The following is a 26,204-nucleotide window of genomic DNA, read 5'->3' as shown; positions in this document are numbered from 1 at the left end:
CCACGGAGGAAGGAGTTTTCACATGCAGCATCCACAGGTGGATGTGCGTTTTGACCACACGATCATCGCCGCCCGGGACAAGCACGAGTCCGCACGGTTCTTCACCGAAATCTTCGGGTTGCCCGATGAGCCGCGGGAGGCCGGGTTCTTCGTCGAGGTGCGCCTGACGGACGGCCGGGTGCTCGACTTCGCCGCACCGCCGATCGATTTCCCCGGCCAGCACTACGCTTTCCTGGTCAACGACGACACGTTCGACGGAATCATGGAACGTCTCCGAGCGCGGGGTGTCACATACTGGGCCGACCCCCAGATGCGCAGGCCGGGCGAGATCAACACCAACCACGGCGGACGGGGCGTCTACTTCGACGATCCGGCCGGTCACCACCTGGAAGCGCTCACCGCCCGCTACGAGGGCTACCCCAGCCTCACATAAAGGCCACGTGCTCCTCACATAAAGGCCGCGTGCTCCTCATATAAAGGCCGCGTGCTCCTCATATAAAGGCCGCGTGCTCCTCATATAAAGGCCGCGTGCTCCTCATATAAAGGCCGCGTGCTGCGCCGGGCGCTCCCGGCGCAGCACGATTCGCGCCCCCTCGCCGACAAACTGTCCACTGAGGACACTCACGCCGAGGCTATGGTTGAGCGCCAGCAGGCTGCGGCGCGAGTCCCACCTTCCCGTAGCGCGAGTCCCACCTTCGCGTCGCGCGAGTCCCACCTTCGCGTCGCGCGTGTTCCACATTGCGGTAGACCGGAATATGGAACTCCCACGACGGGAACGTGGAACTCGCGCGACGGGAACGGGGGACACGCACGACAGGAATGGGGGACACGCACGACGGGAACGGGGTGGTGAGCCTGACCGTCGGTGCCGTCGGCGGCTGGCCAACCCGGCTGCCCGGCATGACCTGCGGTGTCCAGTTCATGGCCCGCCTGCTACGTCGCGACGCTGCTGGTCCCGCTCGTTCCCGGCTGACGCTGGGAGTGCCGGAGCGATCAGGGGCGGCCGCGTCCCGGCGTCTGCTCGTGGACGCCGTGGCGCAGCGGTGTCCCGCCGGGGGCCGCGGTCGATTCACTGACCGGGGAACCACCCGGGGTGCCGCTCACGGGCGGTGCCGCCCGTGGGTCCCCCGGCGCGGGTTCCGCACCCTGACGCAGCTGATCAAGGCGGGCTTCGAGGAGTTGCAGGACCGGTGCCCGTCCGCCGTGCGCGCGTTCATGCTCGACGAGAGTGCGCAGCTGGCTCTCGTCGAGGGAACGGATGCGGTGCTGCAGCACACCAATCGAGAGTTGGTCGAAGTCGGGCAAGGGGAGTCCGTGCTCGGACATGGCGCCTCCTTTCCGTCCGCGGTGGCTCCGTCCTGGGTGGCGCTCCGGGAGGAGCGTGTTGTCCGTGCGCAAGACGGGTACGCAGCCGGTGCGCTGGACCTCACAACGGTGGCTACCCGGTTCCGGGCCTGGGAAATCTCTCGTGGCGGGCCCCTCGGGACGTTTCCGCATCGGCTGAACGGGTAGGCCGCGGGGACCAGGGACGGCAAGGAGGACTCATGAGGGCTGTGGTGTACCGGGGACCACGCGAGGTCGCCGTCGAGCAGGTGCCCGATCCGGCGATCCAGGAGCCGACGGATGCGATCGTGCGCATCACCACCACCAACATCTGCGGCTCGGACCTGCACATGTACGAAGGCCGCACCTCGGTGGAGCAGGGCAAGATCCTCGGCCACGAGAACATGGGCATCGTGGCGGAGGTCGGTGACGTGGTCAGCCGGATCAAGCCAGGCAGCCGGGTCTCGGTTCCGTTCAACATCGCCTGCGGGTCCTGCCGGAACTGCGAGGCCGGCTGGACGTCGTACTGCCTGCGCACCAACCCCAGCGAAGGCATGGACGGCGCGGCCTACGGCTACGCCAACATGGGCCCCTACGACGGCGGGCAGGCCGAATACCTGCGCGTGCCCTACGCCGACTTCAACCTGCTCGACCTGCCCCCGGGCGAGGACCACGAGAACGACTTCACCATGCTCTCGGACATCTTCCCGACCGGATGGCACGGGACGGAACTCGCCGGCATGCGTCCCGGGGACAGCGTCGCGGTGTTCGGCGCCGGTCCGGTCGGGCTGCTGGCCGCGCACAGCGCGATCATCCGCGGGGCCGCCGAAGTGTTCGTGGTCGACAAGGAACGCGACCGGCTCGCGCTGGCCGAGAAGATCGGCGCCCACCCCGTCGACCTCGCCCAAGCCGACCCGGCCCAGCAAATCCTCGACGCGACCAGCGGGCAGGGCGCCGACTGCGGGGTGGAAGCCGTCGGTTACCAGGCCCACGACTCGGCCGGCCAGGAACACCCGGAACTGGTACTGGACAACCTGGTCGAATCCGTGCGTTCTACCGGCGGGATCGGCGTCGTCGGCGTGTACCTGCCGCAGGACCCCGGCGCCGCGACCGAGCAGGCCCAGCGCGGCCGGATCGCCTTCGAATATGGCACCTTCTTCAGCAAGGGCCAGCACATGGGCACTGGCCAATGCCCGGTGAAACGCTACAACCGGCACCTGCGCGACCTCATCATCGCCGGCCGGGCGAACCCGGCGTTCCTCGTTTCCCACGAACTCGGCCTCGACCAGGCCGTGGAAGGCTACGACAAGTTCGACCGCCGGGAGGACGGCTGGACCAAGGTCCTGCTCCACCCCGCCGCCTGACCCCGCGCTTCTCGTTGTCGACGACTGCCTGGCCGGATCCTGCTGGCGACCAGGCCTTGGCAGCTACTTGATGCATGTACATGCATCAGCTATGGTTGCACGTACGTCGCAAGGCCGGTCGCAACCTTAGGATTAGCTGTATGTACAAGAAAACTGCTGGCGCGAAGGGGGACAAGCCGCTCCGCGACCTCAGCCGAAGCTGGTCCCAGGTGGCCGCCTTCGTCTCAGCGGTAGATGCCGGCCTCAACAAGTGGCTCACCACAACCTATGGCATCGGTCTCACGGAGTACCGGGCCCTGGTTCTCCTGAGCAGGACTCCGGACAAGGAGTTGCGCGTCAACGACCTCGCCCAGCAGGTCGGCTTGAACCAGAGTTCGGTGACCCGCCTCCTGAGCCGGCTCGAGGACAAAGGGCTGACGTACCGCGATACGTGCCCGGACGATGGCCGCGGGATTTATGCGGTCATCGCAGAGCGTGGCGAGGCGCTCCTGAGCGAAGCCGGCGAGCCACACCAGGCCAAGATTCAGGAACTCCTCGAGGGCGCAGCGAAGCGCGACCCCCAGCTCGACCAGCAAGAGCTGGGCCGAGCTTTCGGCGCCATCGGCGGGCTCATCAAGTAGAGAAGATCACTACGACACAACAGGGGGCCGAGTTCCGGCGAAATATATGTATGTACATGCAAGCTCTAACCAATATTCACCCGACGTACCCCGCCAACGCACTGCCCCACAAAAGACAAAGGAGATGACATGAGCTGGCTCTATCTGGGTATCGCGACGATTTTCGAGATCACGCTCGCGATCTCGGCGAACAACGCCAAGGGCTTCACCCGCCTGTGGTGGACCATCGCGACTCTCGTCACCGGCGGAATCGGCACCTTCTTCCTCAGCCTCGCACTCCTGACCTTCGATGTCGGCGTCGGATACGCGATCTGGGTATCGATCGCCGGCGTCGGGATCGCCGTCCTCGGCGCGCTGCTGTTCGGGCAGCGGCTGACCTGGCAACGGGCGCTCGGCATCCTCATTGTCGTCGGCGGCGTCGTGGGACTACAGCTCAGCGGCGCGGCATGACAGCCGACCGAGACCACCCCGCGTACTTCGTCTCCGTGTGAAAGGACTCAAGATATGACTACGGCAGCAAGCGAAAACCGGAACAACGCCCGCGCCTGGCTCGTACTGCTTCTGGCCGGCGCAATGGAAATAGGCTATGCGCTGAGCGTCGGAGGCAGCGAAGGCTTCACCGTCCCGGGCTGGTCGATCTCCGCCCTCGTGTTCTTCCTGCTGACGCTCTACTTCCTCAGCGTCGCGCTGAAAAGGATCGACGTCGGCATCGGCTACGCCGTATGGGCAGGAATCGGGTCGGTCGGCGCCGCAATCTTCGGCAGTGTCTTCTTCGACGAACCGCTCACCCCGGCCCGGGCCGGCTGGCTGGCCGTCATCATCGCCGGTGTGGTCTGGCTGAAGCTCGCGGACAGCCCGAAATTCGCAGCCAAGAAGAGGCTCGAGAACTCGCCCGATTCACGAGCGTCGGTGAGCCTTTAGTTCGACGGTCAGACCGTCGTGCGCGGCTTCGAAGGCGGCCTCGTCCAGGTGGGACAGCATGTCGGCGGACATGTGCGTGAGGATCACGCGGGCACAGTCGAGGTCGTCGCGGTGCGCGAGCAAGGTGCGGTGGTTGAGGTGGTACGGGATTTCCTTGTCCAGGTAATAGCACTCGGCGATGAGCAACCCAGCGCCGGCGCTGGCCCGCACAATGGCGTCGGTCCACGCGGTATCGCCGGTGTAGGCGATGCCAACGTCGTCCACGTCGAGCCGGAGCGCCAGCGGCGGTGCTCCGCTGGCATGGTCGACTTCCCAGGCGGAAACACCGATCCCGGCGACCGACGCCGGTTCACCTGGCTGCAACTCGACCACCTCGACCTCGAACTTCCGGCGCACCGTGGAAGAACCGGGGTAGCACACCTCCATCGCCTCGGCCAGCCGCGCCCGCAGGCCAACCGGCCCGGCGACCACGAGCGGCTGGGTCCGGCGCCGGAACTGGCCGTCCAGGATGAGGAACGGCAGCCCGCCGAAATGATCGCCGTGCAAATGCGAGACGAACACCGCGGCGAGTTCGTTCGGCTCGATTTGCAGCCGTTTCAACGCGGTCATCGAGGTCGCCCCGCAGTCGAGCAGTACCGGCGGCCCCGAGACACGCTCGATATGCACGCAGGCCTGCAACCGGCCGCCACTGCCGAACGCGTCTCCGGCTCCCGCGAAAGTCACGCGAACTCGTCCATCATCCATTTCTTCACCGTGCCATACCCGCAGCGGTACGGTGTGCCGGTTTCAGCGACGCGTCGACGAGTTCCGGTTACGCACGAGCCAGATTGCGACTGACAGCTGGCGCCGGGGCAGGTCAATCAGCCGCGGCCGAACAGTTTGTGGAAGAAGCCCCAGCCGCGGCCGCTCTTCTCGGCCGGGGTGCAGGCGCAGCGCTGGTCCTTCGGCACGTCCGCAAGCACCTGCTCCACGTGCCGGCCGCAGCCCACGTAGGTCGGTTTTCCGCACGTCCGGCACTGCACTCGACGACACATGATTCACCTCTTAAACCGATCCGTTTCTTATTGGCACACTAATCCTGGTACCCGGCGTCATCCCAGTGCGGCGGGGTTCACGATAGCGGCCACGGCGACGAAAACCGCGACGGCGAAAACGACGTAGGCGAACCAGCGCCGCACGGTCGCCGGGTTCAGCGTCGTGGACAGCCGAGCGGCCACAATGGACACGAGCAACGATGCACCGGCGAACAGCAGCAGCACGGTGAAGTCGAGTTCGCCGGCGGCGCTGGCGTGCGCGACCAGGCCGGCCACCGAGTTGATCAGCACCACCACCAGGGAGGTGGCGACCGCCTGTTGCGCGCCCAGGCCGAGCAGCAGGCTCAGGGCGGGCACGATGACGAAGCCACCGCCGACGCCGAAGAGCCCGGTCAGCAGGCCGACGACCGTGCCCGCGGCCAGCGCCTTCGGCAGGCAGGTGCGCCAGTTGACGCCGCCGCCCTGGGTGCGGCAGGCGCCGGCCCGGTTCTCGCCGCCCCGCAACATCCGCACCGCGACGACGACCATGAGCGCGGCGAACGCCAGCAACAGCCAGCGTTGCGGGAACAGGCGCCCGAGCGCCGTGCCGCCGAAGGCGGCGGGGGTGCCGGCCACGCCGAAGACCAGCGCGACCGGCCACTGCACCGAGGTACGACGTCCACGCGGGACGAGCCCTCCCAGCGACGACAGCGCGACCACGGCGAGCGAGGTCGGGATCGCTGTCTGCAGGGGTTGACCAACGCCGTAAACCAGGGCCGGCACGGCCAGGATCGAGCCTCCCGCACCGAGCAATCCCAAGGTCAGCCCGATTACGGCGCCGAACACCACTGCCAGGTACAACGGTAGAACTCCCATACCCTAGGGGGTATATAACGATCACTCGACCCCACCGGAGACAACCCCGAGGGTCGCGCGTCGCACTCAGGCGAGCACGAGGAACAGCCGCTCCGACCTCAAACGTAACACACCCCCGGGGGTATTTCATCCAGGGCTTACCCGGTTCTCCATACGGGGACGGGGTATGCCACAGGTCACGTTGTACCCCGAGTAGATCGCTGGCATAGTTCCCCGTGTTGACGAGATACCCCCTAGGGGTACCAAACAAGGAGGAGACGATGGACATGTCGACGGACACTGGCCGCCAGCACCACGGTCACGAGGGTCATGAGACTGCGCATCAGGGACATGCGGGAGTGGCGCAGGGGCTTCAGATCACCCAGGACGGCTACACCTTCGCGCCGGAAACGACCCGGACCACCGCCGGTGAGCGGGTCGACTACCGGTTCCGGATCCTCGGCCCCGACGGCGCCGCGGTGACCTCGCTGACCGAGGTCCACGGCAAGAAAATCCACCTCATCATCGTCCGCCGCGACCTCACCGGGTTCTGGCACCTCCACCCCGAAGACCAGGGCGAAGGCACCTGGTCAGTACCGCTGACCCTCACCGAAGCCGGCGAATACCGCGCCTTCATCGACTTCCAAGCCACCGGAACCCACGGACTCACCCTCGGCGCCGACCTCTCCGTCGCCGGCAACTACCAACCCCGCCCCGTACCCGACATCGCCGCCGTATTCACGACCGACGACTACGACATCACACTCACCGGCGAACTCCTGCCCGGCCACACCAACCCACTCACCCTCACCGTCCACCACAACGGCACACCCGTCACCAACCTCCAGCCCTACCTCGGCGCCTACGGACACCTCGTCGCCCTCCGCCTCGGAGACCTCGCCTACCTCCACATCCACCCCAACGGCCAACCCCACGACGGCACCACCCAACCCGGCCCCGACATCACCTTCCACGCCCACGTACCCGGACCCGGCACCTACCGACTCTTCCTCGACTTCAAACACAACAACACCGTCCACACCGCACAATTCACCACCACCACCAAATAACCCGGGAAGGCCACCATGCCCTGCCACTGCTGCTGCCGACCGCAGGCACGTTCACCCCCAGCACCACGACACAGGAGTTGTGTGAAATGCGAAAAATGCCCCTGGCCATCTGGTCCCTGGTAATAGCTTCCTTCGCCATGGGCGCCGACGAGTTCATCGTCGCCGGCGTCGTGGCAGAAATCGCCGACGCGCTCGGTGTCACCATCGGCGCGGTCGGCCTGTTCGAAAGCGCCTACGCGATCGGCGTCGCGATCGGCGCCCCGCTGTTCGCCGCCTTCAGCGGCAAGGCGTCGCGCCGCACGATGCTGCTGACCGCGGCCGGGATCTTCCTGGTCGGCAACGTCATCTCCCTGACCGGGCTCAACTACGGCTGGATCATGAGCGGACGAGTTGTCGCGGCGCTGGCACACGGTGCCTTCTTCGGCATCGCCGCCGTGTTCGCCGCCGAACTGGTGGCTCCGAAACTGAAGGGCCGGGCGATCGCGACCGTGTTCGCCGGTTCTACCGCGGCCACCATTCTCGGCGCACCGATCGGTGCCGCGATCGGACGCGCGCTGGGCTGGCGCGCCACCTTCGGAACCCTGGTGCTCTTCGGCGCGATCGCGCTGGTGGGCTTGCTGGTCCTGGTGCCCCGGAGCATCGGCCGCGCACGGGTCCGGCAGATCTCCGACGGCCACGAACACAATCACGACCACAGCCACGGCCACGCCGATGCGGACGCCCACGCCGCAGACGATGCCGAACTCGATGCCCACGCCAAGATGCACCTGGGCGGCAGTGGTACGGCTCCGCTGAAGAAGCAGCTGCGAGCGCTGCGACGGCCGTCCGTCTTGCTGGGCCTGCTGACCACCCTGCTCGGCTACGGCGGGGTGTTCACCAGCTACGTCTACCTGGCGCCGCAGATCACCGAAGCCACCGGTCTGAGCGAAGCGTGGGTCACGCCGATGTTCCTGCTCTTCGGTGTGGGGCTGTTCGCGGGGAACCACCTCGGCGGCAAGTTCGCCGACCGAAACGGGCGCGGCGCGCTGGTCGGAACCGTCGCGGCGCTGACCGTGATGTTGTTCGCCATGACCCTGCTGATCCACAACCCGATCACCGCGGCCATCGGTGTCCTGCTCTACGGTATCGCCGCGTTCTCCGTCGTAGCACCGCTGCAACTGCGGGTGATGACGATGGCCGGAGACGCGCCCGACATCGCCTCGGCGGCCAACATCTCGGCGTTCACCCTCGGCTCCGCGCTGGGAATCTGGCTCGGTGGCGCTGCCATCGACGCGGGACTCGGTGTCGCCTCGGTGAACTGGGTCGGCGGCCTCATCAGCGGCGCCGGACTGCTGACCGCGCTGGCCTCGGTGTGGCTCCAGCGCCGCCACCCGGTCGCACAACCGGCCGCGCCGCACGCGCACGGCGGACACCACCACTGAAAAACGCGAAGCGGGTGGGCTCCGGTCCGGAGCCCACCCGCTTCGCGTTTTCCTGGCCAGCACGGACCCGGTCCGCCGGCGACGGCCTACCGGGGCAGGGCGCCGGTGATGCGGTCGAGGGCGTCGGCGAGCACGTCGGGTGGGGTGGCGAAGTTCAGCCGGACGAACCCTTCCCCCGCGGTTCCGTGGTCGGAGCCCGGGGTGGTCGCGACACCGGTCTGTTCCCTCAGGAAGCCCGCGGGATCGGCAAGGCCGAACCGGCGGAGATCAAGCCAGGCGAGGTAGCCCGCTTCCGGTGCGACGTAGCCGATCCCGGTGCCGGCGAGCCGGTCGCCGACCAGTGCGCGGTTGGTCGCGAGAAAGTCGAGGGCCTCGCGCAGCCACGGCTGCCCCTGCCGGAAGGCCGCGATCGTCGCTTCCATCCCGAGCGGAGTCACGCCGCCGACCGCGGCGCGCGGCAGTGCGGACCACACGGCGCTGTCGTCCGGGTTGGTGAACGCGATCAAACCGCACCGCAGTCCGGGAAAGTTCCACGCCTTGGTCGCGCTGAACAGGGTGATCGCCCGCTCGGCGGCGGTCTCGCTGACCGCGGCGAACGGAGTGAACTCCGTGTCGTAGCGCAAGGGCGCATGAATCTCGTCGCTGATCACGCGAGCGTCGTGCCGGTCGGCGAGCGCGGCGAGACCGGCGAGTTCTTCGGGCTCGGTCACCGTGCCGGTCGGGTTGTTCGGGTGGCAGAGCAGCACGCTGCCGGCGCCGTCGGCCAAGGCTTGGCCGATGGCGTCGAGGTCGAGCCGGTACCGGCCGTTCTGCACGCGCATCGGCACCTGACGTGCCTGGCGCCCGGCGACGGCGATCGCGTCGAAGAACCGGCCGTAGACCGGAGTCGGCACCACCACCGCTGAACCCGGCCGGGTCAGCTGCCTGACCGCGTGAACGACTCCGCGCATCAACTCGGGCAGCAACCGGATCCGGTCCGGGTCGACGGCGAGCCCGTGCCGCTCGGCCAGCCAGGCGCTCGCCGCCTCCGGCACGCCGCTGGATTCGTCGGGGACCGGGTAGCCGAACGCCTGCCGCGCGACCGCGTCCGCGACCGCCGCCGCGATGGGCTCGGCGGTCGGGAGGTCCATCTCGGCGACGGTCAGATCGATCGTGTCCCGGTCGAACTGGGACCAGCGTTTGGTACGCCGGTCCCGGGAACGTTCGACGCTCCAGCCGAGATCGATTGTCGTGTCGGTCAAGCCGTGCTCCTCGCATTGTCGGTCTCGTTGTCCGGAAGGTCTACAGTGGATTGTTGTAGCCGGTGTTGGTGACGCAGGCCGGATCGGTGGGCCAGCCACCAGATCCCGCCGCTGAGCACGCCCACGACCACCGAATCGTATGGCGCGGCGAGCAGTCCGGTACCGCCGAACGAACCGAGCCCGGACAGGGCCACGAGCATGACCAGGAACCCGACCAGCCAACCACCCGCCGCCTGGATCCGCGACCACGACCCGGCCCGCGCCCGCGACCGCACCAGGTAGATGCCGAACCCGATCAGCAGCAACGGCACGGCGATGCGGATCTTCTCCCACGCCGACCAGTACAGGATGAGCCCGGAGATCACGAACGACGCGAAGCCGACCGGCGTCGTCCACCGGCGCAGCCAGCCCTTCTCCACCGGAGTCGACGCGCCGAGCACGGTGACTGCCACCGAAACCGCCGCGTAGCTGAGTCCGTAGTAGAAGCTCAGCGAACTCGCGATGGTCTTCCAGTTCCCGAACGCCAGCACGATCACCGAGCCGATGCTCACGTTCAGCAGCAGCGCGCGCCGTGGAATGCCGAACCGCCGGTCCACCCGGGTCAGCGCGGCGGGCAGCAGGCCGTTCTGCGCCGCGCCATAGGTGTAGCGGCCCTTGACGCCGATCCCGATCAGCAGGCTCCCGGACGGGGAGAACACCGCGTCCGCGAGCAGCACCGTGGAGAACCAGCCGAGCCCGAGAAGCGTCGCGATGGCCGCCAGCGGTGACTTGAGGTTGATCCCGTGCCACCCGGAACCGAGCAGACCGGCGGGCGTCGAGAAGATCATCACCGCCTGCAGTCCCAGGTAGAGCAGAACGGAGCCGACCAGGACGATCAGGGTCGCCCTCGGTACCGTACGGCGTGGGTTCTTCGCCTCGCCGGACATCACCGCGGCGGCGTTGATCCCGGTGAAGGAGTAGACCAGCCCACCGCCGACCACCGCGGTCAGCGCGGCCGAGACGCCAAAGGGCGCGACCCCTCCCCCACGGTCCACATTCGACGAATCGAACCCGCTGGCCAGCAGCAGGATCACGGTCAGCGCCGGAATGACCACCTTCACGGCCGCCACCACGTTGTTCACCGCGGCCAGCAGGCGCAGCCCGAACAGGTTCAGCGTGCAGAACACGGCGAGCAGGCCGACGGCCAGCAACCGGCCCGCCCAGCTCAACGATTCGCCCGACATCACCCATGGCAGCCATCCGCTGGCGTATTGCACCACCGCCGACGATTCGCTCGGCGCCGCGTACACCGCCTGCAGGAACACCGCCCACCCGACCACGGTCCCCACCAGCGGACCGGAAGCCAGCTGCGGCCAGCGCACGTTGCCGCCGGACATCGGGTGCCGGAACGCGAGATCGATGAAAGCCAGTGACACCAGCAAGGTCGCCACCGACGCGATCGTCCAGGACAGGAAGGCCGCCGGCCCCGCCGCCTTCGCCGCCGTGTACGGCGCAAGCAGCCAGCCGGAACCGATCACACTGGAAAACGTGATCAGGGAAAGGGAAGCAGTGCCCAGCCCGCGCCGCAGCCGAGCATCCTCGCCGGGTGACACGGTCGCGGACAGCGAACCGGGCTCGCGTGACGTCTCTGTCATACCCAGCACTATTGACGTCACGACAAGCTTTAGGTAGACACAATCTTCCTACGGCGAGAGTTAGGCACCGCCTATGACTGCACCAGGTTTCCCCACCACCGGCCACCATATCGAAACGATGGACCTCGTGGTGTTCACCGCGGTCGTCCGCACCGGCAGCCTCGGCGCGGCGGCCGCCGAACTCCGGCTGTCCGCGCCCTCGGTCAGCACCCGGATCGCCGCCCTGGAACGCAAACTGGGCACCAGACTGTTCGTTCGCGGCGCCCGTGGCAGCACCACCACCCCGGCCGGCGAACGCCTGCTCGACTACGCGCAGCGCTGTCTCGACCTGCTCGACGAAGCCGCGATCGGAGTGTCCACACAGGACACCCAACGGCTGGTGCTGGCCGCACCGGCCAGCCTCGGTGAACTCGTCTTCCCGGCCGCGCTGCGCGCCGTGTCCGGCCACGCGGTCACCGTGCACTGCCGGATCGCCCACAGCGGCGAAGTGATCGGACGCCTCGTCGACGGCACTGTGCACGCCGGTGTGGTCGTGCCCAAGGTGCCACTGCGCAGCCTGCGTTCCGAATCGCTCGCCCGCGCGTCCCTGGTCGCCCTCGCCGGCCCGGAACACCCGCTCGCCGGACGGCGCGGGCTGCGCGCCGACGACCTGCACCGCACCGGCGTGATCGTGTACCGGTGGGGCCGCGAAGCGCAGGACCTCGCCGCTTCGTTCGACCACCCGGACCGCGGAATCGACGCCCCGGTGCACACCACGGGCCTGCCGTCCACGGCGATCCAGCTCGCCGCCGAATCCGGCTACGTCGCGATCGTCCCCCGGTTCGTCGCGGCGCGATCAGTGCGCGACGGCCACACCGTCGCACTCCCCCTCCGCTTCACCGGCTGGCGGCTGGACATCCAGTTCGTCTATGCCGCGGCAGCCGCGAACCGGCTCGGCGTCCGCACCCTGCTCGACAATCTCCCGGCCCTCCGCGCCGCGCTCGCCGGACCGTGATCATCGGCTGTCATGCGCACCGGCGCTGTGCGTCGGGTTGTCGGTGCGTCGGACCAGGAGGTAGGAGCGCTGGCTGGCGTGCTCCGCGCCCGGATGCGGCTCCCGGTCCACCCGCGCGGTCAGCTGAAGTCCGGCTCGTGCGAGGGCGGCGGTCTCCGCCTGCGGGTCGAGGAAATGGAAGGTCAGGTCGACCTCGTGACCCCACCAGTCGGCGAGTTTCCTGGCCTGCCCGGCGTGGGCATCGGCGTCGCTGGTGTGGAACGCGATCAAGGCGTGTCCGCCAGGGCGTAGCACGCGGGCGAACTCCGCGTATGCGGCGCTCCGTTGCGACGGGCCCAGATGGATCACCGCGTAGACGCAGAGGATCCCGGCGAGTGCCTGTGCCCGAATCGGCAGTGCGGTCATGTCCGCGGCGGTGAACGGCAAAGCCGTCGAACGGCGGGCGATCGCGCACATCGCGGGCGACAGGTCCAGGCCCACCGCGCGGGCTCCGCGGCCGGCCAGGTACTCCGTCACGTGGCCGGGACCGCAGCCCACGTCGAGAACTGGGCCACCGGCGGTGACTTCGGCGAAGGTGTCCAGCAGTGCGCGGTCAAGTGGCTTGTCCCGAAGCTCGTCGCCGATCTCGGTCGCGTAGCGGTGGGCCACCAAGTCATAACTGCGGCGCGTGCTCGTCATCGTGTTCCCCCCAGCATCGGCAGGGACGCAACGATACGTTATGCGCACAAATGAAACGAAATGTCTTTTGACATACATGACGTCTTGTGAAGTCAGCTCGGCGGAACACCTCGTCGCCGTCAGCGGCGACATCGAGCCGAGTGCGTCCCGTCTGGCACACACGCCGTAGCACGGGCCAGCAGGTAACGCTGTTGCGGCAGGCTCATGGTGCAGCGGGCCGCGTGTTCGTACGACGCGCGGGCCGCCTCCTTGTCTCCCGCCATCTCCAGCAGATGCGCGCGGACCGAATGCAGCCGGTGGTCCTTGGCGAGCGGTTTCTCCAGCGGGCCAAGGAGATCGAGCCCGGCGCCGGGGCCATCGGCCATCGCGACGGCGACCGCGTAGTTCAGCTCCACGACCGGATTCGCGTGGATTCGCAGCAGGACTTCGTACAGCGCCTTGATCTGCGGCCAGTCGGTGTCGTCCGAGGTGGGAGCCTCGTCGTGGACGGCGGCGATCGCGGCTTGGAGTTGGTACGGGCCGGCGGGGCCGCGCGGAAGCGCCTCGCTCACCAGCGCGACACCTTCGGTGATGAACTCGGTGTGCCACCGGCTGCGGTCCTGTTCGTCCATCGGGATCATGGCGCCGTCCGGTCCGGTGCGCGCGGGCCGGCGGGCGTCGGTGAGCAGCATCAACGCCAGCAGGCCGGTGATCTCGGGGTCGTCCGGCAGCAGCCGGTGCAGAATCCTGGCCAGCCGGATCGCCTCGGTGGACAGGTCGGCGCGGTGCAGGTGCGGGCCGGACGTGGTGGCGTAGCCCTCGTTGAAGATCAGGTAGAGCACGTGCAGGACCGCGCCGAGCCGTTCCGTGTGGTCGGCGGGTAGGCCGAACGGGATCCCACTGTCCTTGATGGACTGCTTGGCTCGGGTGATCCGCCGCACCATCGTCGCCTCCGGCACGAGGAACGCCCGCGCGATCTCGCCGGTGGTCAGGCCGCCGATCGCGCGTAGCGTAAGCGCGATCTGGGATGCCGGCGACAGCGACGGATGGCAGCACATGAACAGCAGGATCAGCGTGTCGTCGACGTCCGCGACGGGCCCGCTGACCACCGGCCGCTGGTCCGACTCCCGGCGTTGCCGGGCCTGCTCGGCACGCAGCAGGTCGGTCAGCCGCCGGGACGCGACCGTGATCAGCCAGGCTTTCGGGTTGTCCGGCACGCCCTCCCGCGGCCACTGCCGGGTGGCCGCGATCAGGGCTTCCTGGACGGCGTCCTCGGCCGTGTCGAAATGCCCGTACCGCCGTACGACCGCGCCGAGGACCTGCGGCGCCAGTTCACGCAGCAGGTCCTCGGGGATCATGTCCGTCATTCCAGCGACTCGGCCGCCTGCTCGGCGATCGGCCGGATGTCCACGTGCCAGTCGTGCACGAGGGACGCGTCCGCCGGATGCGGCGTGTTCACCAGCTTCGCCGCGATCTCGGTCGCACGGTCGAAGCCGGCGCAGTCCACGATCGTGTACCCGCCCAAGACCTCCTGGGTTTCCGCGTAGGGACCGTCGGTCACCACCGGAACGCCGTCCTTGAGCGAGACTCGCCGGGTGTGCACGGGTGCGGTCAGCCCGTGGGCGTCGACGAACTCACCCGACTCGACCAGGTCGTTGTTCCACTTCGCCATGAAGCCGTGCAACGCGGCCAGGTCCTGCGGCGACCACTTGGCCATCGCGTCGACGTCCTTCTGCGTCAGCGGCAACATGATCATATACTTCATGGGGCTTTCTCCTCTCCACCGGGAACTTCAGCAGAGACGTCGAAGCCACGCCACTGGTCCGGACATCGCGGCACGGACGAGAATGAGTTCGCTCCGGTCGCGCGGAGCCTGGTCCGCCCCGCTCAGGCGAATACTATCGGCAGGATGATCGCCGCGGCGACGAGGGAAATCCCGCTCACTATGTCCGAGCGTATGGGAATCAGGCGGGCCGCGAATCGCCCGACACACAACCCGGCCAGCGACATTATCGCGGTCATGACACCGAATACCACGGCGGGAATGAACGGGGAGAATCCGAGCAGTCCCAATCCCGTACCGGCGAGCAGATTGTCCACGCTGAGGGAAAGAGGCATGCCGAACAGCGTCACCCAGGGTTGGTCGATTTCGTCCGGCGCAGGCTTTCGAAGCGCCCCGAACAGCAGGTACAGGCCGTATATGCCCAGCAATGCGGGTCCCACGTAGTCGGCGACAGGGCCGATCGCCTCGCCGGCGTAGTGGCCGAACACGCTTCCGACCAGCGGTGCCAGGCCATCCCAGATGCCGAACACGAGGGCGATCTGCACGGCCCGGCGGAAGCCGAACGGAATCGTACCGATCGCGATCGACGACCTGAAGTTGTCCAGACTGAGAAAGAATCCGAGAGCGAGTACCTCAATCATCGAACCCCCGTCTGGAGAAGTTGACCTTAGGTTACGGGCGAGGTAAATGGTGAATCTCGTAGTGTACGATGCGCTGTTTCCATCAGCAAGGAGTCACCTCTCGCCGCGAATTGCATGCCGTTCGGTCACCTATGGCAACCGTTCGTACGAACGTCACCGCACGGGGGCGACGGCCGTGATATGTATCGGTGACGCCGAGGGCTTGGGGAAGATCGCTGGACAGCGGAACTAGTCCGCCGGCTCCGAAGGCTCCGGGGAGATGCCCACGTCGAGCGGGTCCGCGGCGGCGGGCTTGCGTTCCGCGGCGCTCCACAGGATCGAGACGGGGGTCCCGCCCGAGTCGGGGCGGGCGATGAACTCGTCGAGCAACGCGTCGAGCCTGGCGGTCAGCTCGGCTCGCGCGTCGTCGTCGAGCCGGAGCACCGCGCGCCGGACGTGCTGAGGCGCCGCCGGGTCGTTCTCCCGCAGTTCGGCCCGGTGCGCGTCGAGCACCGCGAGCTCGACCTTCGCTTGCAGGTGTTCCCCGTCGTCGGGACCGAAGTCGAGCCGCCACGTGCGCCCGGTGGCGCGGTAGGGACGCTCCCACGCGCCGTGCGGGCCTTGCCGGGGCGCCTCGGCGACCAGGAAGCCCGCCTCGGTGAGCGCCCGCACCCGGCGCAACAGCGTCGCCGGGGCGACGCCGAGGCGGTCCGCGAGTTGCTGGTTCGTCCACGGTTCGTCCAGGCACAGCCGCAACACCCGCCAGCTCAACGGATGCGTGAGTGCGCGGAGCTGCGCCGGCGTCGTCGGGGGACGCGGCGCGGACTCGTGCGCTGCCTGCTCGGCCATCAACAAGAGCGTAACCACTGCCTGCCCGGCCATTGACAGGAGCACAACCGATTCGCAAGATAGCGATCGATATCACTTTATGAAATCGGAGCGCCAATGGACGCGATCAGGACGTACGTCGAGCGGAACCGGGCCCGGCACGAGCAGGAACTGGCGGAGTGGGTGGCGGTGCCGAGCGTGAGCGCGACCGGCGAGGGCATGCCGGAGGCCGCCGAGCATGCGCGTCTGTTGGTCGAGAGCAGCGGGCTGACCCCGCGCATCGTCGAGACCGGCGGCTGGCCGCTGGTGACCGGCCACGCACCGGGGCCGGACGGCAGCCCGCACGTGGTGATCTACGGCCACTACGACGTGCAGCCACCGGGTCCGCTCGGGGAGTGGGACAGTCCGCCGTTCCAGGCCAGCATCCGCGACGGCCGGATGTACGGGCGCGGCACCGGTGACAACAAGGGACAGCACCTGGCCCAGCTGCTCGCGCTGCGGGCGCTGCGTGACCAGGGCGGCCTGCCGTGCTCGGTGACGGTGGTGCTCGACGGTGAGGAGGAGATCGGCAGCCCGCACCTGACCGACACGCTCGCCTCCCTGCGCGAGGAGATCGACGCCGACCTCGCCGTGTGGAGCGACGGGCCGGTGCACGACGCCTACGAGCCGACGGTGTCGCTGGGCGTGCGCGGCGCGCTGAGCTTCGAGATCATCGTGCGGGGCGGCAACACCGCGCTGCACTCGGGCAACTGGGGCAACGTCGCGCCCAACCCGGCGTGGGAGCTGGTGTGGCTGCTCGCGAGCATGCGCGGGCCGGACGGGCGGATCGCGATGCGCGGCCACGACGCCGGCGTCACGCCGTTGACCAGCCAGGAGCGGGACGCGTTGCGCGCGCTGCCGGTCGACACGGCCGCCGTGCTCGCCGGCGCCGGGCTGGACAGGATGGACGCCTACCCGGCGCCGGACGGCGCCGACCCCGCGGACGGCCCGGGCTACAACGAGCGCCTGGCACTGCCCACCTTCAGCATCAACTCGTTGTCCTGCCTGGACGGCGACGACCACCGGACGGTGATCCCCGCGGTCGCGGTCGCGCGCTGTGACATGCGGTTGGCGTGCGGACAGCGGGTGAAAACCGTTCAGGACGCGGTGCGCGCGCACGTACAGGCACACCTGCCGCACGCCGAAGTGCGGTTCAAGGTGGGGATGGAGCCGTCGCGCACGCTGCCGGACGCGCCGTTCGCCGAGGCGGTGGTGCATGGGGTCGGCGACGCGGCCGGCAAGCCCGCGCTGCTCGTGCCGGCGCAGGGCGGCAGCCTGCCGATCGCCGCGCTGACCGACGGCCTCGGCCTGCCGTGCTACGGCATCCCGCTCGCGAACGTCGACGAGCGCAACCATGCACCCAACGAGAACTTGGAGCTGCGCCGCTTCCACGAGGGCATCGTGACGGCCGCGAGCGCGCTGCTCAGCATCGCCGGGGCACAACGGTGACCGCACAGGCGCGAGTGGTCGCCGCCGCGTCGATCGGCAACGGGCTGGAGTGGATGAGCTTCAGCTCGTACGCGCTGCTCGCCGACGTGATCGCGCGGCAGTTCTTCCCGACCACCAACCAGGTGACCTCGCTGATGTTGACCGTGGCCAGCATCGGAGCGGCGTACTTCATCCGCCCGGTCGGGGCCATCGTGCTCGGCGGATACGCCGACCGGGCCGGCCGGATGCCGGCGCTGATGATCGCGATCAGGATCATGGTGGTGGCCACGTTCGTCATCACCTTCATTCCCGACTACGACACGATCGGCGTGTTCGCCCCGATCGGCATGCTGATCGCCGTGCTGCTGCAGGGGTTCTCGGCCGGCGGTGAGTTCGGCAGCGCCACCGCGTACCTCATCGAACAGAACGCCGGCCGGCGCGGGTTCATGGGCGGCTTCCAGGGGGCCAGTCAGGCGGCGTCCACGCTGCTGGCCACCGTGCTCCTCGCGGTGCTCTCCAGCACGCTCAGCCCGGCGCAGTTCGACTCCTGGGGCTGGCGCATCCCGTTCGCCATCGGCCTGCTGCTCGGGCCCGTCGGCATCTACCTCCGGCGGCACCTGAAGGACTCGCCGGAGTTCCTCGAGGCACGCGCCGAGGCAAGCGCCGAGCCGGAGCCGCTGCGCACGGTAGTACGGACCCAGAAGTCGCGGATACTGCTCACCATCGGTGTGCTCGCGGTGGCCACCGGGTTCTCGTACCTGCTCTCGTACATGCCGACGTTCGCCATCCGCGAGCTCGGCATGCCCACCAACACCAGCTTCGCCGCGACCATCCTCACCGGCGTGGTGCTCACCCTGTGCTCGCCGCTCACCGGCCACCTCTCGGACAAGATCGGCCGGATCCGGATGCTCGCCGCCGCCGCTGTGTTGATCTTCCTGACCAGCCTGCCGTTCTTCCTGCTGATCAAGAGCTTTCCGAGCTTCGCCGTCGTGACGGTGGTCGTGACGCTGATGGGTCTGGTCAAGGTCTGGTACAGCGGTCCGCTCGGCGCGCTGATGGCGGAGATCTTCCCGGTGCGGACCCGGAGCACCGGGTTGTCCATCGGCTACAACATCGGCGTCGCCATCTTCGGCGGGCTCACCCCGCTGGTGGTGACGTGGTTGATCGCCGTGACCGGCAGCAAGCTCGCGCCCGGCTTCTGGATCATGACGCTCGCCGCCGTGAGCACGATTTCGATCCTGCTCGCCGGGCGGTATGTGTCGAGCGCGCCGACGCCGGCTCCGGCCAAGCAGCCGGCCAAGGAGGGCAGTTGATCTAGCTACGATATCGCGCGTGGAGCAGGCTGATCTGATTCGCCGTTGGCAACACGGCTGGGGTTTGGCGCGGGAACTGGCGCCGGCCGAACCGATATCCGGCGTGGACGGAACGCGAGCGCTCGAGGTCACGCTCGATCTGCCCGGGCGGTACCGGGAGTTCGTGACGATCGACCCGGAGGCGGTGCACTGGCTGGTGCCCGAGACGGTCAAGGCCGAGCGGCCGACCTGGCTGAGCGTGCCCGCCGCCGATGTCGCTCCGGCGTTGCGCGCCTTCGCCGACGGTGGCCTGCGCCAGATCGGCACCCTGGACTACCTGATGAGCATCTCGTTGGCCGAGCATCCGGTTCGGCCGGTGCCCGAGGGCTACCACGTGCGCTCGGCCCTGGCCGGCTCGGTGCTCCGGGTCGAGGTGGTCGACGGGAACGGCGAAGTGGCCGCACGCGGCCTTGCGGGGCTGGCCGGTGAGGACGCCGTCGCCCACGGCATCGTCACCGAAGCGGCGCATCGCCGTCGTGGTCTCGGCAGCGTGGTCATGTCCACGCTGTGCCGCGAAGCCACCGCGCACGGCGCCACCACCGGCCTGCTGTGCGCCGTCCCGGACGGCGAGAAGCTCTACACCGCACTGGGTTGGACAAAACGCGCCCAGTTCGTGACCGGCGCCGTCCCGACGTCCGGCTCGTAGTCCCGCGAGTCCCCCGTTCCCGACACGCGAGTCCCACGTTCCCGTCTACCGGAATGTGGGACTCGCACTACGGGAGTGTGGGACTCGCGCTACGGGAGTGTGGGACTCGCGCTACGGGAGTGTGGGACTCGCGCGTGTTCGGCACTTGGAACCCGACTGTCCACTTTGGATTCGGGCGTCGGCTTCGCGCCCGGCCGACCGACTATGACGCCCATCACCGTGCCCAAACCCGAAGATCTAACCTAAGGTATGCCTAACCTAATGGTTACGGGAAGCGGAGGCGAGGAGATATGCGTCGGTCAAGGTCCGTCATCGCGGCGATCGTGGCGGTGGCGGCCGCGCTGGTCGCGACGGCGTGCGGGGCAGGCAGCGGGTCCGCCCCCGGCGAGCTCACCGTATATAACGCCCAGCACGAGGATCTGGTCAGGGCGATGGTGGACGGGTTCACCAAGGAGACCGGAATCAAGGTCAACCTCCGCTCGGGCAAGGATTTCGAGCTGGCCAACCAGCTCGTCCAGGAGGGCGGTGCGTCTCCGGCCGACGTTTTCCTGACGGAGAACTCGCCCGCGATGAGCCTCGTGGAGAGCAAGGACCTCTTCGCCAAGATCGACGATGCCACGCTCGCCCAGGTGCCTGCTCAGTTCGTGCCGTCGAGCCACAACTGGACCGGGTTCGCCGCTCGCTCCACCGTGCTGGCCTACAACACCAAGGCCCTCACGCCCGCGCAGTTGCCGGCCTCGATCCTGGACCTGGCCAAGCCCGAATGGCAGGGCAAGATCGGGGTCGCGGCGGCCGGCGCCGACTTCCAGGCGATCGTGAGCGCGGTGCTCGAACTCAAGGGTGAGCCGGCGACTCAGCAGTGGCTGGCCGGGCTCAAGAGCAACGCCAAGGTCTACCAGAGCAACAGCGCCGTGCTCAAAGCCGTCGACGCCGGTGAGATACCGGCCGGCGTGATCTACCACTACTACTGGTACAAGGACCGCGCGGAGTCGGGCGCGAACAGCAGCAACACGGAGCTGGAGTTCTTCGGCGGCAAGGATCCCGGCGGTTTCGTCAGCGTCTCCGGCGCCGGGGTGCTGAAGTCGGGCAAGAACCAGGAACAAGCTCAGCAGCTCGTGCGGTACCTGACCGGCCACAATGGACAGCAGATCCTCGCCGACAGCACCGCGCTGGAATACGCGATCGGCAAGGACGTCAACCCGAACCCGAGGCTGAAGCCGCTGTCGGAGCTGGACCCGCCGGCCGTCGACATGAGCAAGCTCAACGGCCCCAAGGTGGTCGAGCTCATGCAGCAGGCAGGCTTGCTCTGAGCGGCATGGCGCCCCTCCCCTCCCTTCTCCGCGGTGCGCGCGGGTCCTCATACCCGGTCGGCACGCTCGTGGCGGCAGCGCTCGTGGCGATACTCGCGTTGCTGCCGCTGGGTTTCATCGTCGGCTACACGATCAGTACCGGCTGGGCCGAGACCCAACGGCTGATCTTCCGGCCGCGCACCGCAGAGCTGTTGTGGAACACGGTCCGGCTCACCGGGGGGTGCGTGCTGCTGTGCGCGGTCCTCGGTACCGGCGCGGCCTGGCTGGTGGAACGCTCGACCCTGCCGGGCCGGCGGATCTGGCACGTGCTGCTGGTGGCGCCGCTGGCGATCCCGGCCTTCGTCAACAGCTATGGCTGGGTTTCGCTGCTCCCCGGCGCCAGCGGCTACCTGGGCGCCCTGCTGATCGTCACGCTGTCGTACTTCCCGCTCGTGTACCTGCCGGTGGTGGCCACCCTGCGCGGGCTCGACCCAGCGCTCGAGGAGACCTCCTACGCCCTCGGTCACGGCTGTCTGCGGACGTTCGTGTCCGTGGTGCTGCCGCAGCTGCGGCCGGCCTTGCTCGGTGGCTGCCTGCTGGTGTCGCTTCACCTGCTGGCCGAGTTCGGTGCGCTGCAGATGCTGCGGTTTCCCACCTTCACCACGGCGATCTACGACCAGTTCCAGTCCTCCTACAACGGCCCGGCGGCGAACATGCTCGCCGCGGTGCTCGTGTTGTGCTGTCTGTTGCTGCTGGTCGCGGAACTGCGACTGCGCGGGCGCGCCCGCTACGCCCGCGTCGGCGCGGGAGCGGCCCGGCCGGCCATCAGGCTCCGGCTGCGTGGCTGGACCGCCCCGGTGCTGGCGGGTCTCGGCGCGCTGATCGCCCTCGCGCTCGCGGTTCCGGTGGGCAGCCTCGTGTTCTGGCTGGTAACGGGCCGCTCCGCCAACGTCACGCTCGCCGATCTGCTCACTGCCGCGGGCAGTTCGCTCGGGCTCGGTGCGATCGCGGCGGTCTGCACGGTGGTGTTCGCGATCCCGGTAGCGTGGCTGTACGTGCGACATTCCGGCTGGCCGGCCACGATGCTGGAGCGCAGCACCTACTTCGGCAACGCGCTGCCAGGCATCGTCGTGGCACTGGCACTGGTCACCATCGGGGTTCACGCCTTCCCCGCGCTTTACCAGACCACGAGCCTGCTCATCGCCGCCTACGTGATCCTGTTCCTTCCGCGCGCTGTGGTGAACGTCCGTGCCGCGCTGGCGCAGGCCCCGCCCGTGCTCGACGACGTCGCGCACAGCCTCGGGCTGTCGCGGACCGCCACCCTCCGACGGGTCACCCTGCCGTTGATCGCGCCCGGCCTCGGCGCCGGTGCCGCGCTGGTGTTCATCGCGGTGGTGACCGAACTGACGGCCACTCTCCTGCTCGCGCCGACCGGGACCCAGACCTTGGCCACCCAGTTCTGGAGCTACAGCGACAGCGTCGCCTACGGTGCGGCGGCGCCCTACGCGGCAGTCATGGTCGTGCTCTCGGCACCGGCGACTTTCCTGCTCACCCGCGAATCCACGAGGACAACCAGACCATGACCGCGCTGAGCCTGCACGAAGTCACCAAATCTTTCGGCACGCACCGGGTACTGGAGGGCATCGACCTGCATGTCCCGGCGCAGGGCCTGATCGCGATCCTGGGGCCGTCCGGCTGCGGCAAGACAACGCTGCTGCGGCTGATCGCCGGATTCGCCGTCCCGGACGACGGCCGCATCGCATTCGGCGAGCGGACGGTGTTCGGCGACGGGCGTACCGTTCCACCGCAACGGCGCAAGGTCGGATACGTGCCCCAGGAAGGCGCCCTCTTCCCACACCGGACGGTCGCCGCCAACATCACCTTCGGACTACCGCGCCGCGACCGCGGCAACCAGGACCGGCTGCACGAGTTGCTGACGCTGGTCGGCCTGGACCAAAGGCTGGCGACACGCTTCCCGCACCAGCTTTCGGGTGGCCAGCAGCAGCGCGTCGCCCTCGCCCGCGCCCTCGCCCCGCGGCCGTCCGTTGTCCTGCTCGACGAGCCCTTCTCCTCCCTCGATGCGGGTCTGCGAGAAGGCACCGGGCGCGCGGTCGCCGCTGCCCTGCGCGCGACCGGCGCGACCGCCGTCCTGGTCACGCACGACCAGGCCGAAGCCCTGTCGCTCGCCGACCGAGTCGCCGTCCTGCGCAACGGACGGCTTGTCCAGTTCGACACCCCGGCCGAGCTCTACCGGCGACCGCACGATCCCGGCGTCGCCCAGTTCATCGGTGACGCCGTTCTGCTGCCGGCGGAGATCCGCGGCGGCAAGGCCGACTGTGTGCTGGGCACCCTCGTCGTCCGCAACCCGAGTGCCGACGGGCCCGCCCAGGTGCTGATCCGGCCCGAGCAGATCCGGCTACAGGCCGCCACCGGAATCACCGCACGCGTTGACGATCTGAGCTACTACGGGCACGACGCGACCTTGCGCGCCATGCTCCTGCCCGGGGGGCCACAGATCACCGTCCGGGTTGGCGCCGGTGACCTGCCCGAGCCCGGAACGATGATCCGCCTCGCGGTCAGCGGCGACGTCCTCGCCTACCCCGCGGACAAGGGCGCCTTCCCAGACTGACCGGGACTTTCAACGCCCCGGCCCCTCACCACCGCCGCGCCGCGACGGCACCGGCTCGAACGTGAAGCCGACCCGCGCCTGACGCTACGGGCGGGCTCCTCGCCTCACGCGCGGCGCCGCCCGGGCGCACCGGCATTCGGCCGGGGCAGGTGGATGATTTCGGTGTCCGCGTCAGCCTGGCGCGCTCCCGACGCCGGTCCCCCGGCCAATTCCGGGTCACGCAGCAGACGGCCACCCAGCTGGCGCACGCGGGGCAGGTCGGTGAACGCCGAGACGATCAGGACGACGGCGGTGACGGTGAGGTAGGCGCCGAGCACGTCGGTGGGATAGTGGTCACCGAGGTAAACCCGGCTGAAGCCCACGGCCAGGGCGAACACCACGGCCAGGGCGATGGCCGCGACCCGCCAGGCGGTACCGATCAACACCATCGCGGCGATCACGACGATCACGGTGGCGGTGGTGGTGTGGCCGCTGGGAAAGCTTCGGGGCGAATCGGGCGCCATCAGCCACAGGCCGGCCGGCGGGCGGGGCCGGTCGAAGAGGTACTTGACCACCGTCGCCAGCGCCCAGGCGGCACCGGCCATCACGAACAGGCGGGCGGCATCCCAGCGGCGGCGCCGCAGCAGCAGGATCACGACCCCCAGCGCCAGCACCGCCAACCCGACGATCTCTTGCGCGGAGTTGGTCAGACCCAGAAACACGCTGGTCGCCCCGTCTGACCGCAACGATTGCAGCGCCTGGTCCACACGCAGGTCGACGCTGGTGACCGAGGACGTCAGCGCGAGTGCACCCAACGCCGCCACCGCCAACAACGCCACGACACCTGCCAGAGTTTTCACACCCGTCCTGGACGAGGTGTTCGCCGAGGCCATCACCAACTCCTCACTTGCCGCAGGGTGTGGCGGGTCACGTCCAGCACGACCGAAGGCAGGTCGTGGCGCACTCGCACCGCCGGTGTTCCGGCAACACAGCCGAATTTCTACAAGTTTCGTAGATGCTACTGGGGTACGGGAGGGCACACCCAAACGGGCCGACCGGCTGAGACTTCGGTGACCCGATTTCAACCGGGTCACCGGATGTTCCCGTTTTGCCCTGCTTACGCGTCGAGCTACTCCGCAACTGTCCACAGTGGAGCGACAACGATCTCCCCTGGCGAGGAGATCGTCGCTATCGGTGACGCGCTCGGCCGACCGTTCAGGAGGGCGTGTCCGTCCAGGTGACCGGCAGTTCGTGGACGCCGTAGATGTTCATGTTGGTCCGGAGTTTCACCTCGCCGGCGGGAATGGCGAGCCGGAGGGCCGGGAAGCGGCGCAGCAGTCCGCCGAAACCGGCGCGCATCTCGATGCGGGCCAGTTGCTGGCCGAGGCATTGGTGGACGCCGTGGCCGAAGGACAGCTGACCGCGGGCGTTGCGGTGGATGTCCAGGGTGTCGGGGTTCTCGAAGCGCTGGGGATCGCGGTTGGCGGCCAGCATCGAGACGACGACGGTCGAGCCCTTGGCGATGGTTTCACCGCCGAGTTCGATGTCCTCCGTGGCGTAGCGGTAGAGGACGTCGACGACGGACAGGTAGCGCATCAGTTCCTCGACGGCACCGGGCAGCAGCTCGGGGTCGGCGCGCAGTTCGGCCAGCTGCTCGGGATGCTCCAGGAGCGCGAAGGTGCCCAGTCCCAGCATGTTGGCCGTGGTCTCGTGGCCCGCGAGCAGCAACAGGAAGGCGACGCCGACCAGCTCCTCGATGGTGACGTCGTCGTCGCGGGCCAGGTCGGACAGGATGTCCTCGCCGGGCTCGGCGCGTTTGCGCGTGACCAGTTCGGCGAGGTACGTGGTCATCGCGCCGTACGCGGCCATCTTCTCTTCGAGCGACTGGTCCTTGACCAGGAACTGGGCGGAGTTGACCTGGAAGGTCTCCCGGTCGGAGTAGGGCACCCCGAGCAGTTCGCAGATCACCAGCGAGGGCACCGGCAGCGCGAACTCCTTGACCAGGTCGACTGGCGGGGACAGCCGCGCCAGTTCGTCCAGCTGGCGCTCGACGATGGCGATGATCTGCTCTTCGAGCAGCTTCATGCGCTTGACGGTGAAGGCGCCGGTGAGCTTGCGCCGCAGCCGGGTGCTCTCCGGCGGGTCCATGGCGATGAACAGGCCCGGCACCTGCGGGGACGGCTCGGTGGGGACGGGCATGCCGGGAGCCTCATAGGGCACGTGGACAACGCCGATGTCCTGGCGGGAGCTGAAGCGGGTGTCGGCCATGAGCTGGCGGACCGCCTCGTAACCGGTGACGAGCCAGCCCTCGTGACCGTCGGGGAAGACCAGGGGGCTGACCGGGCGAGCCTCGCGGAGGCGGGTGATCTCGCGGGGCGGGTCGAAGGGGCCCGCGTCGCGCTCCATGGGCAGGCCGTGCGGGATGGGAGCCGTTTGCGTCATCGGATTTGCCTTTCCCAAAGCGGTTGTTGCGACCACAATCGCCGACGGTCCTGACA

The 26,204-nt window shown here is 68.5% G+C and carries 27 protein-coding genes; 14 read left to right on the top strand and 13 right to left on the bottom strand.

Annotated features, from left to right (window positions below; genetic code table 11):
* The first annotated feature begins 22 nt into the window (after window positions 1-22).
* Entirely contained in the window at window positions 23-433 is a 411-nt protein-coding gene (locus A3CU_RS0109220) for a VOC family protein (protein ID WP_342668901.1), read from the top strand.
* 560 nt (window positions 434-993) lie between these two features.
* Here A3CU_RS0109220 and A3CU_RS55940 read toward each other — a convergent pair.
* Complete coding sequence (locus A3CU_RS55940) at window positions 994-1,326, bottom strand: DUF8129 domain-containing protein (protein ID WP_084143173.1); 333 nt, start codon at window positions 1,324-1,326, stop codon at window positions 994-996.
* A 218-nt stretch (window positions 1,327-1,544) separates the two neighbouring features.
* On the opposite strand from A3CU_RS55940, the gene A3CU_RS0109210 reads away from it, so the two are divergent.
* The 4 genes from A3CU_RS0109210 (at window position 1,545) to A3CU_RS44110 (ending at window position 4,228) form a co-directional block, all read left to right on the top strand.
* Window positions 1,545-2,687, top strand: coding sequence for a glutathione-independent formaldehyde dehydrogenase (locus A3CU_RS0109210; protein ID WP_027942032.1), 1,143 nt, complete (start codon window positions 1,545-1,547; stop codon window positions 2,685-2,687).
* Between the two features lie 209 nt (window positions 2,688-2,896).
* Window positions 2,897-3,307, top strand: a complete 411-nt coding sequence (locus A3CU_RS0109205; protein ID WP_245616957.1) for a MarR family winged helix-turn-helix transcriptional regulator — start codon at window positions 2,897-2,899, stop codon at window positions 3,305-3,307.
* A 129-nt stretch (window positions 3,308-3,436) separates the two neighbouring features.
* Window positions 3,437-3,757: a DMT family transporter gene (locus A3CU_RS0109200; protein ID WP_027942030.1), complete on the top strand. Its 321-nt coding sequence runs from the start codon at window positions 3,437-3,439 to the stop codon at window positions 3,755-3,757.
* A gap of 54 nt (window positions 3,758-3,811) precedes the next feature.
* Window positions 3,812-4,228: a DMT family transporter gene (locus A3CU_RS44110; protein WP_052371580.1), complete on the top strand. Its 417-nt coding sequence runs from the start codon at window positions 3,812-3,814 to the stop codon at window positions 4,226-4,228.
* Here A3CU_RS44110 and A3CU_RS0109190 read toward each other — a convergent pair.
* From A3CU_RS0109190 to A3CU_RS0109180, 3 genes are all read right to left on the bottom strand, one after another.
* On the bottom strand, window positions 4,205-4,951 hold the full coding sequence (locus A3CU_RS0109190; protein WP_211246377.1) for an MBL fold metallo-hydrolase: 747 nt from the start codon (window positions 4,949-4,951) through the stop codon (window positions 4,205-4,207). The genes A3CU_RS44110 and A3CU_RS0109190 overlap by 24 nt on opposite strands.
* A gap of 137 nt (window positions 4,952-5,088) precedes the next feature.
* Complete coding sequence (locus A3CU_RS53425) at window positions 5,089-5,262, bottom strand: hypothetical protein (protein ID WP_169739608.1); 174 nt, start codon at window positions 5,260-5,262, stop codon at window positions 5,089-5,091.
* Window positions 5,263-5,319: 57 nt separating this feature from the next.
* Window positions 5,320-6,117, bottom strand: a complete 798-nt coding sequence (locus A3CU_RS0109180) for a sulfite exporter TauE/SafE family protein (protein ID WP_043840818.1) — start codon at window positions 6,115-6,117, stop codon at window positions 5,320-5,322.
* A 260-nt stretch (window positions 6,118-6,377) separates the two neighbouring features.
* On the opposite strand from A3CU_RS0109180, the gene A3CU_RS44105 reads away from it, so the two are divergent.
* Both A3CU_RS44105 and A3CU_RS44100 read left to right on the top strand, forming a co-directional pair.
* Window positions 6,378-7,166, top strand: a complete 789-nt coding sequence (locus tag A3CU_RS44105; protein WP_052371579.1) for a hypothetical protein — start codon at window positions 6,378-6,380, stop codon at window positions 7,164-7,166.
* Window positions 7,167-7,252: 86 nt separating this feature from the next.
* Entirely contained in the window at window positions 7,253-8,587 is a 1,335-nt protein-coding gene (locus tag A3CU_RS44100) for an MFS transporter (RefSeq protein ID WP_084143172.1), read from the top strand.
* 86 nt (window positions 8,588-8,673) lie between these two features.
* Here the strand turns inward: A3CU_RS44100 and A3CU_RS0109165 are convergent, their stop codons facing one another.
* The gene (locus A3CU_RS0109165; RefSeq protein ID WP_027942027.1) at window positions 8,674-9,828 is read right to left on the bottom strand and encodes a MalY/PatB family protein; all 1,155 of its coding nucleotides are present in this window, start codon (window positions 9,826-9,828) and stop codon (window positions 8,674-8,676) included.
* The gene (locus A3CU_RS44095) at window positions 9,825-11,462 is read right to left on the bottom strand and encodes an APC family permease (RefSeq protein ID WP_052371577.1); all 1,638 of its coding nucleotides are present in this window, start codon (window positions 11,460-11,462) and stop codon (window positions 9,825-9,827) included. Before A3CU_RS44095 ends, A3CU_RS0109165 begins: the two co-directional genes overlap by 4 nt.
* 73 nt (window positions 11,463-11,535) lie before the next feature.
* Here A3CU_RS44095 and A3CU_RS0109155 point away from each other — a divergent pair, with 73 nt between their 5' ends.
* On the top strand, window positions 11,536-12,456 hold the full coding sequence (locus A3CU_RS0109155) for a LysR family transcriptional regulator (protein ID WP_084143171.1): 921 nt from the start codon (window positions 11,536-11,538) through the stop codon (window positions 12,454-12,456).
* Here the strand turns inward: A3CU_RS0109155 and A3CU_RS44090 are convergent, their stop codons facing one another.
* The 5 genes from A3CU_RS44090 to A3CU_RS44080 form a co-directional block, all read right to left on the bottom strand.
* Entirely contained in the window at window positions 12,457-13,134 is a 678-nt protein-coding gene (locus A3CU_RS44090) for a class I SAM-dependent methyltransferase (RefSeq protein WP_052371576.1), read from the bottom strand.
* Between the two features lie 119 nt (window positions 13,135-13,253).
* A complete protein-coding gene (locus A3CU_RS44085; RefSeq protein WP_043840817.1) occupies window positions 13,254-14,480 on the bottom strand; it encodes an RNA polymerase sigma factor in 1,227 nt (408 codons plus the stop codon).
* Window positions 14,477-14,878, bottom strand: a complete 402-nt coding sequence (locus tag A3CU_RS0109140; protein ID WP_027942025.1) for a YciI family protein — start codon at window positions 14,876-14,878, stop codon at window positions 14,477-14,479. Before A3CU_RS0109140 ends, A3CU_RS44085 begins: the two co-directional genes overlap by 4 nt.
* Window positions 14,879-15,000: 122 nt before the next feature.
* Window positions 15,001-15,537: a manganese efflux pump MntP gene (locus A3CU_RS0109135; RefSeq protein ID WP_027942024.1), complete on the bottom strand. Its 537-nt coding sequence runs from the start codon at window positions 15,535-15,537 to the stop codon at window positions 15,001-15,003.
* Window positions 15,538-15,765: 228 nt separating this feature from the next.
* Window positions 15,766-16,365 (bottom strand): ArsR/SmtB family transcription factor, encoded by a 600-nt coding sequence (locus A3CU_RS44080; protein WP_052371590.1) that lies wholly within the window; start codon window positions 16,363-16,365, stop codon window positions 15,766-15,768.
* 96 nt (window positions 16,366-16,461) lie between these two features.
* Between A3CU_RS44080 and A3CU_RS0109125 the strand changes: the two genes are divergently transcribed.
* The 6 genes from A3CU_RS0109125 (at window position 16,462) to A3CU_RS0109100 (ending at window position 23,727) form a co-directional block, all read left to right on the top strand.
* Window positions 16,462-17,832 carry a M20/M25/M40 family metallo-hydrolase gene (locus tag A3CU_RS0109125; protein ID WP_043840816.1) on the top strand — a complete coding sequence of 457 codons (1,371 nt, stop codon included), beginning with the start codon at window positions 16,462-16,464 and terminating at the stop codon, window positions 17,830-17,832.
* A complete protein-coding gene (locus A3CU_RS44075) occupies window positions 17,829-19,124 on the top strand; it encodes an MFS transporter (protein ID WP_052371575.1) in 1,296 nt (431 codons plus the stop codon). Before A3CU_RS0109125 ends, A3CU_RS44075 begins: the two co-directional genes overlap by 4 nt.
* Window positions 19,125-19,143: 19 nt before the next feature.
* Window positions 19,144-19,809: a GNAT family N-acetyltransferase gene (locus A3CU_RS0109115; RefSeq protein ID WP_052371574.1), complete on the top strand. Its 666-nt coding sequence runs from the start codon at window positions 19,144-19,146 to the stop codon at window positions 19,807-19,809.
* Window positions 19,810-20,099: 290 nt separating this feature from the next.
* A complete protein-coding gene (locus tag A3CU_RS0109110; protein WP_027942021.1) occupies window positions 20,100-21,119 on the top strand; it encodes an iron ABC transporter substrate-binding protein in 1,020 nt (339 codons plus the stop codon).
* Between the two features lie 5 nt (window positions 21,120-21,124).
* The gene (locus tag A3CU_RS44070) at window positions 21,125-22,681 is read left to right on the top strand and encodes an ABC transporter permease (protein ID WP_052371573.1); all 1,557 of its coding nucleotides are present in this window, start codon (window positions 21,125-21,127) and stop codon (window positions 22,679-22,681) included.
* Window positions 22,678-23,727 (top strand): ABC transporter ATP-binding protein, encoded by a 1,050-nt coding sequence (locus tag A3CU_RS0109100; RefSeq protein ID WP_027942020.1) that lies wholly within the window; start codon window positions 22,678-22,680, stop codon window positions 23,725-23,727. The genes A3CU_RS44070 and A3CU_RS0109100 overlap by 4 nt, the downstream gene beginning before the upstream one ends.
* Before the next feature lie 104 nt (window positions 23,728-23,831).
* Here the strand turns inward: A3CU_RS0109100 and A3CU_RS49690 are convergent, their stop codons facing one another.
* Together A3CU_RS49690 and A3CU_RS0109090 are read right to left on the bottom strand one after the other, a co-directional pair.
* Window positions 23,832-24,599, bottom strand: a complete 768-nt coding sequence (locus A3CU_RS49690) for a phosphatase PAP2 family protein (RefSeq protein ID WP_052371572.1) — start codon at window positions 24,597-24,599, stop codon at window positions 23,832-23,834.
* Between the two features lie 322 nt (window positions 24,600-24,921).
* Window positions 24,922-26,148 (bottom strand): cytochrome P450, encoded by a 1,227-nt coding sequence (locus A3CU_RS0109090; RefSeq protein ID WP_027942019.1) that lies wholly within the window; start codon window positions 26,146-26,148, stop codon window positions 24,922-24,924.
* Window positions 26,149-26,204: the final 56 nt, after the last annotated feature.

This window comes from Amycolatopsis taiwanensis DSM 45107 (assembly GCF_000519205.1).
GTDB lineage: Bacteria > Actinomycetota > Actinomycetes > Mycobacteriales > Pseudonocardiaceae > Amycolatopsis_E > Amycolatopsis_E taiwanensis.
The sequence above is the reverse complement of the archived record's forward strand: the minus strand, read 5'-3'. Positions and strand labels throughout refer to the sequence as shown.

Excerpts from the sequence above, each read along its gene's own strand:
- A3CU_RS44110 (WP_052371580.1), top strand. The coding sequence starts at position 3,812 with ATGACTACGGCAGCAAGCGAAAACCGGAACAACGCCCGCGCCTGGCTC.
- A3CU_RS0109100 (WP_027942020.1), top strand. The coding sequence starts at position 22,678 with ATGACCGCGCTGAGCCTGCACGAAGTCACCAAATCTTTCGGCACGCAC.
- A3CU_RS0109220 (WP_342668901.1), top strand. The coding sequence starts at position 23 with ATGCAGCATCCACAGGTGGATGTGCGTTTTGACCACACGATCATCGCC.
- A3CU_RS53425 (WP_169739608.1), bottom strand. The coding sequence starts at position 5,262 with ATGTGTCGTCGAGTGCAGTGCCGGACGTGCGGAAAACCGACCTACGTG.
- A3CU_RS49690 (WP_052371572.1), bottom strand. The coding sequence starts at position 24,599 with ATGGCCTCGGCGAACACCTCGTCCAGGACGGGTGTGAAAACTCTGGCA.
- A3CU_RS0109135 (WP_027942024.1), bottom strand. The coding sequence starts at position 15,537 with ATGATTGAGGTACTCGCTCTCGGATTCTTTCTCAGTCTGGACAACTTC.
- A3CU_RS0109180 (WP_043840818.1), bottom strand. The coding sequence starts at position 6,117 with ATGGGAGTTCTACCGTTGTACCTGGCAGTGGTGTTCGGCGCCGTAATC.
- A3CU_RS55940 (WP_084143173.1), bottom strand. The coding sequence starts at position 1,326 with ATGTCCGAGCACGGACTCCCCTTGCCCGACTTCGACCAACTCTCGATT.
- A3CU_RS44105 (WP_052371579.1), top strand. The coding sequence starts at position 6,378 with ATGGACATGTCGACGGACACTGGCCGCCAGCACCACGGTCACGAGGGT.
- A3CU_RS44085 (WP_043840817.1), bottom strand. The coding sequence starts at position 14,480 with ATGACGGACATGATCCCCGAGGACCTGCTGCGTGAACTGGCGCCGCAG.
- A3CU_RS44070 (WP_052371573.1), top strand. The coding sequence starts at position 21,125 with ATGGCGCCCCTCCCCTCCCTTCTCCGCGGTGCGCGCGGGTCCTCATAC.
- A3CU_RS44090 (WP_052371576.1), bottom strand. The coding sequence starts at position 13,134 with ATGACGAGCACGCGCCGCAGTTATGACTTGGTGGCCCACCGCTACGCG.
- A3CU_RS0109210 (WP_027942032.1), top strand. The coding sequence starts at position 1,545 with ATGAGGGCTGTGGTGTACCGGGGACCACGCGAGGTCGCCGTCGAGCAG.
- A3CU_RS44095 (WP_052371577.1), bottom strand. The coding sequence starts at position 11,462 with ATGACAGAGACGTCACGCGAGCCCGGTTCGCTGTCCGCGACCGTGTCA.
- A3CU_RS44100 (WP_084143172.1), top strand. The coding sequence starts at position 7,253 with ATGCGAAAAATGCCCCTGGCCATCTGGTCCCTGGTAATAGCTTCCTTC.
- A3CU_RS0109090 (WP_027942019.1), bottom strand. The coding sequence starts at position 26,148 with ATGACGCAAACGGCTCCCATCCCGCACGGCCTGCCCATGGAGCGCGAC.
- A3CU_RS0109200 (WP_027942030.1), top strand. The coding sequence starts at position 3,437 with ATGAGCTGGCTCTATCTGGGTATCGCGACGATTTTCGAGATCACGCTC.
- A3CU_RS0109140 (WP_027942025.1), bottom strand. The coding sequence starts at position 14,878 with ATGAAGTATATGATCATGTTGCCGCTGACGCAGAAGGACGTCGACGCG.
- A3CU_RS0109110 (WP_027942021.1), top strand. The coding sequence starts at position 20,100 with ATGCGTCGGTCAAGGTCCGTCATCGCGGCGATCGTGGCGGTGGCGGCC.
- A3CU_RS0109155 (WP_084143171.1), top strand. The coding sequence starts at position 11,536 with ATGACTGCACCAGGTTTCCCCACCACCGGCCACCATATCGAAACGATG.
- A3CU_RS44080 (WP_052371590.1), bottom strand. The coding sequence starts at position 16,365 with ATGGCCGAGCAGGCAGCGCACGAGTCCGCGCCGCGTCCCCCGACGACG.
- A3CU_RS0109125 (WP_043840816.1), top strand. The coding sequence starts at position 16,462 with ATGGACGCGATCAGGACGTACGTCGAGCGGAACCGGGCCCGGCACGAG.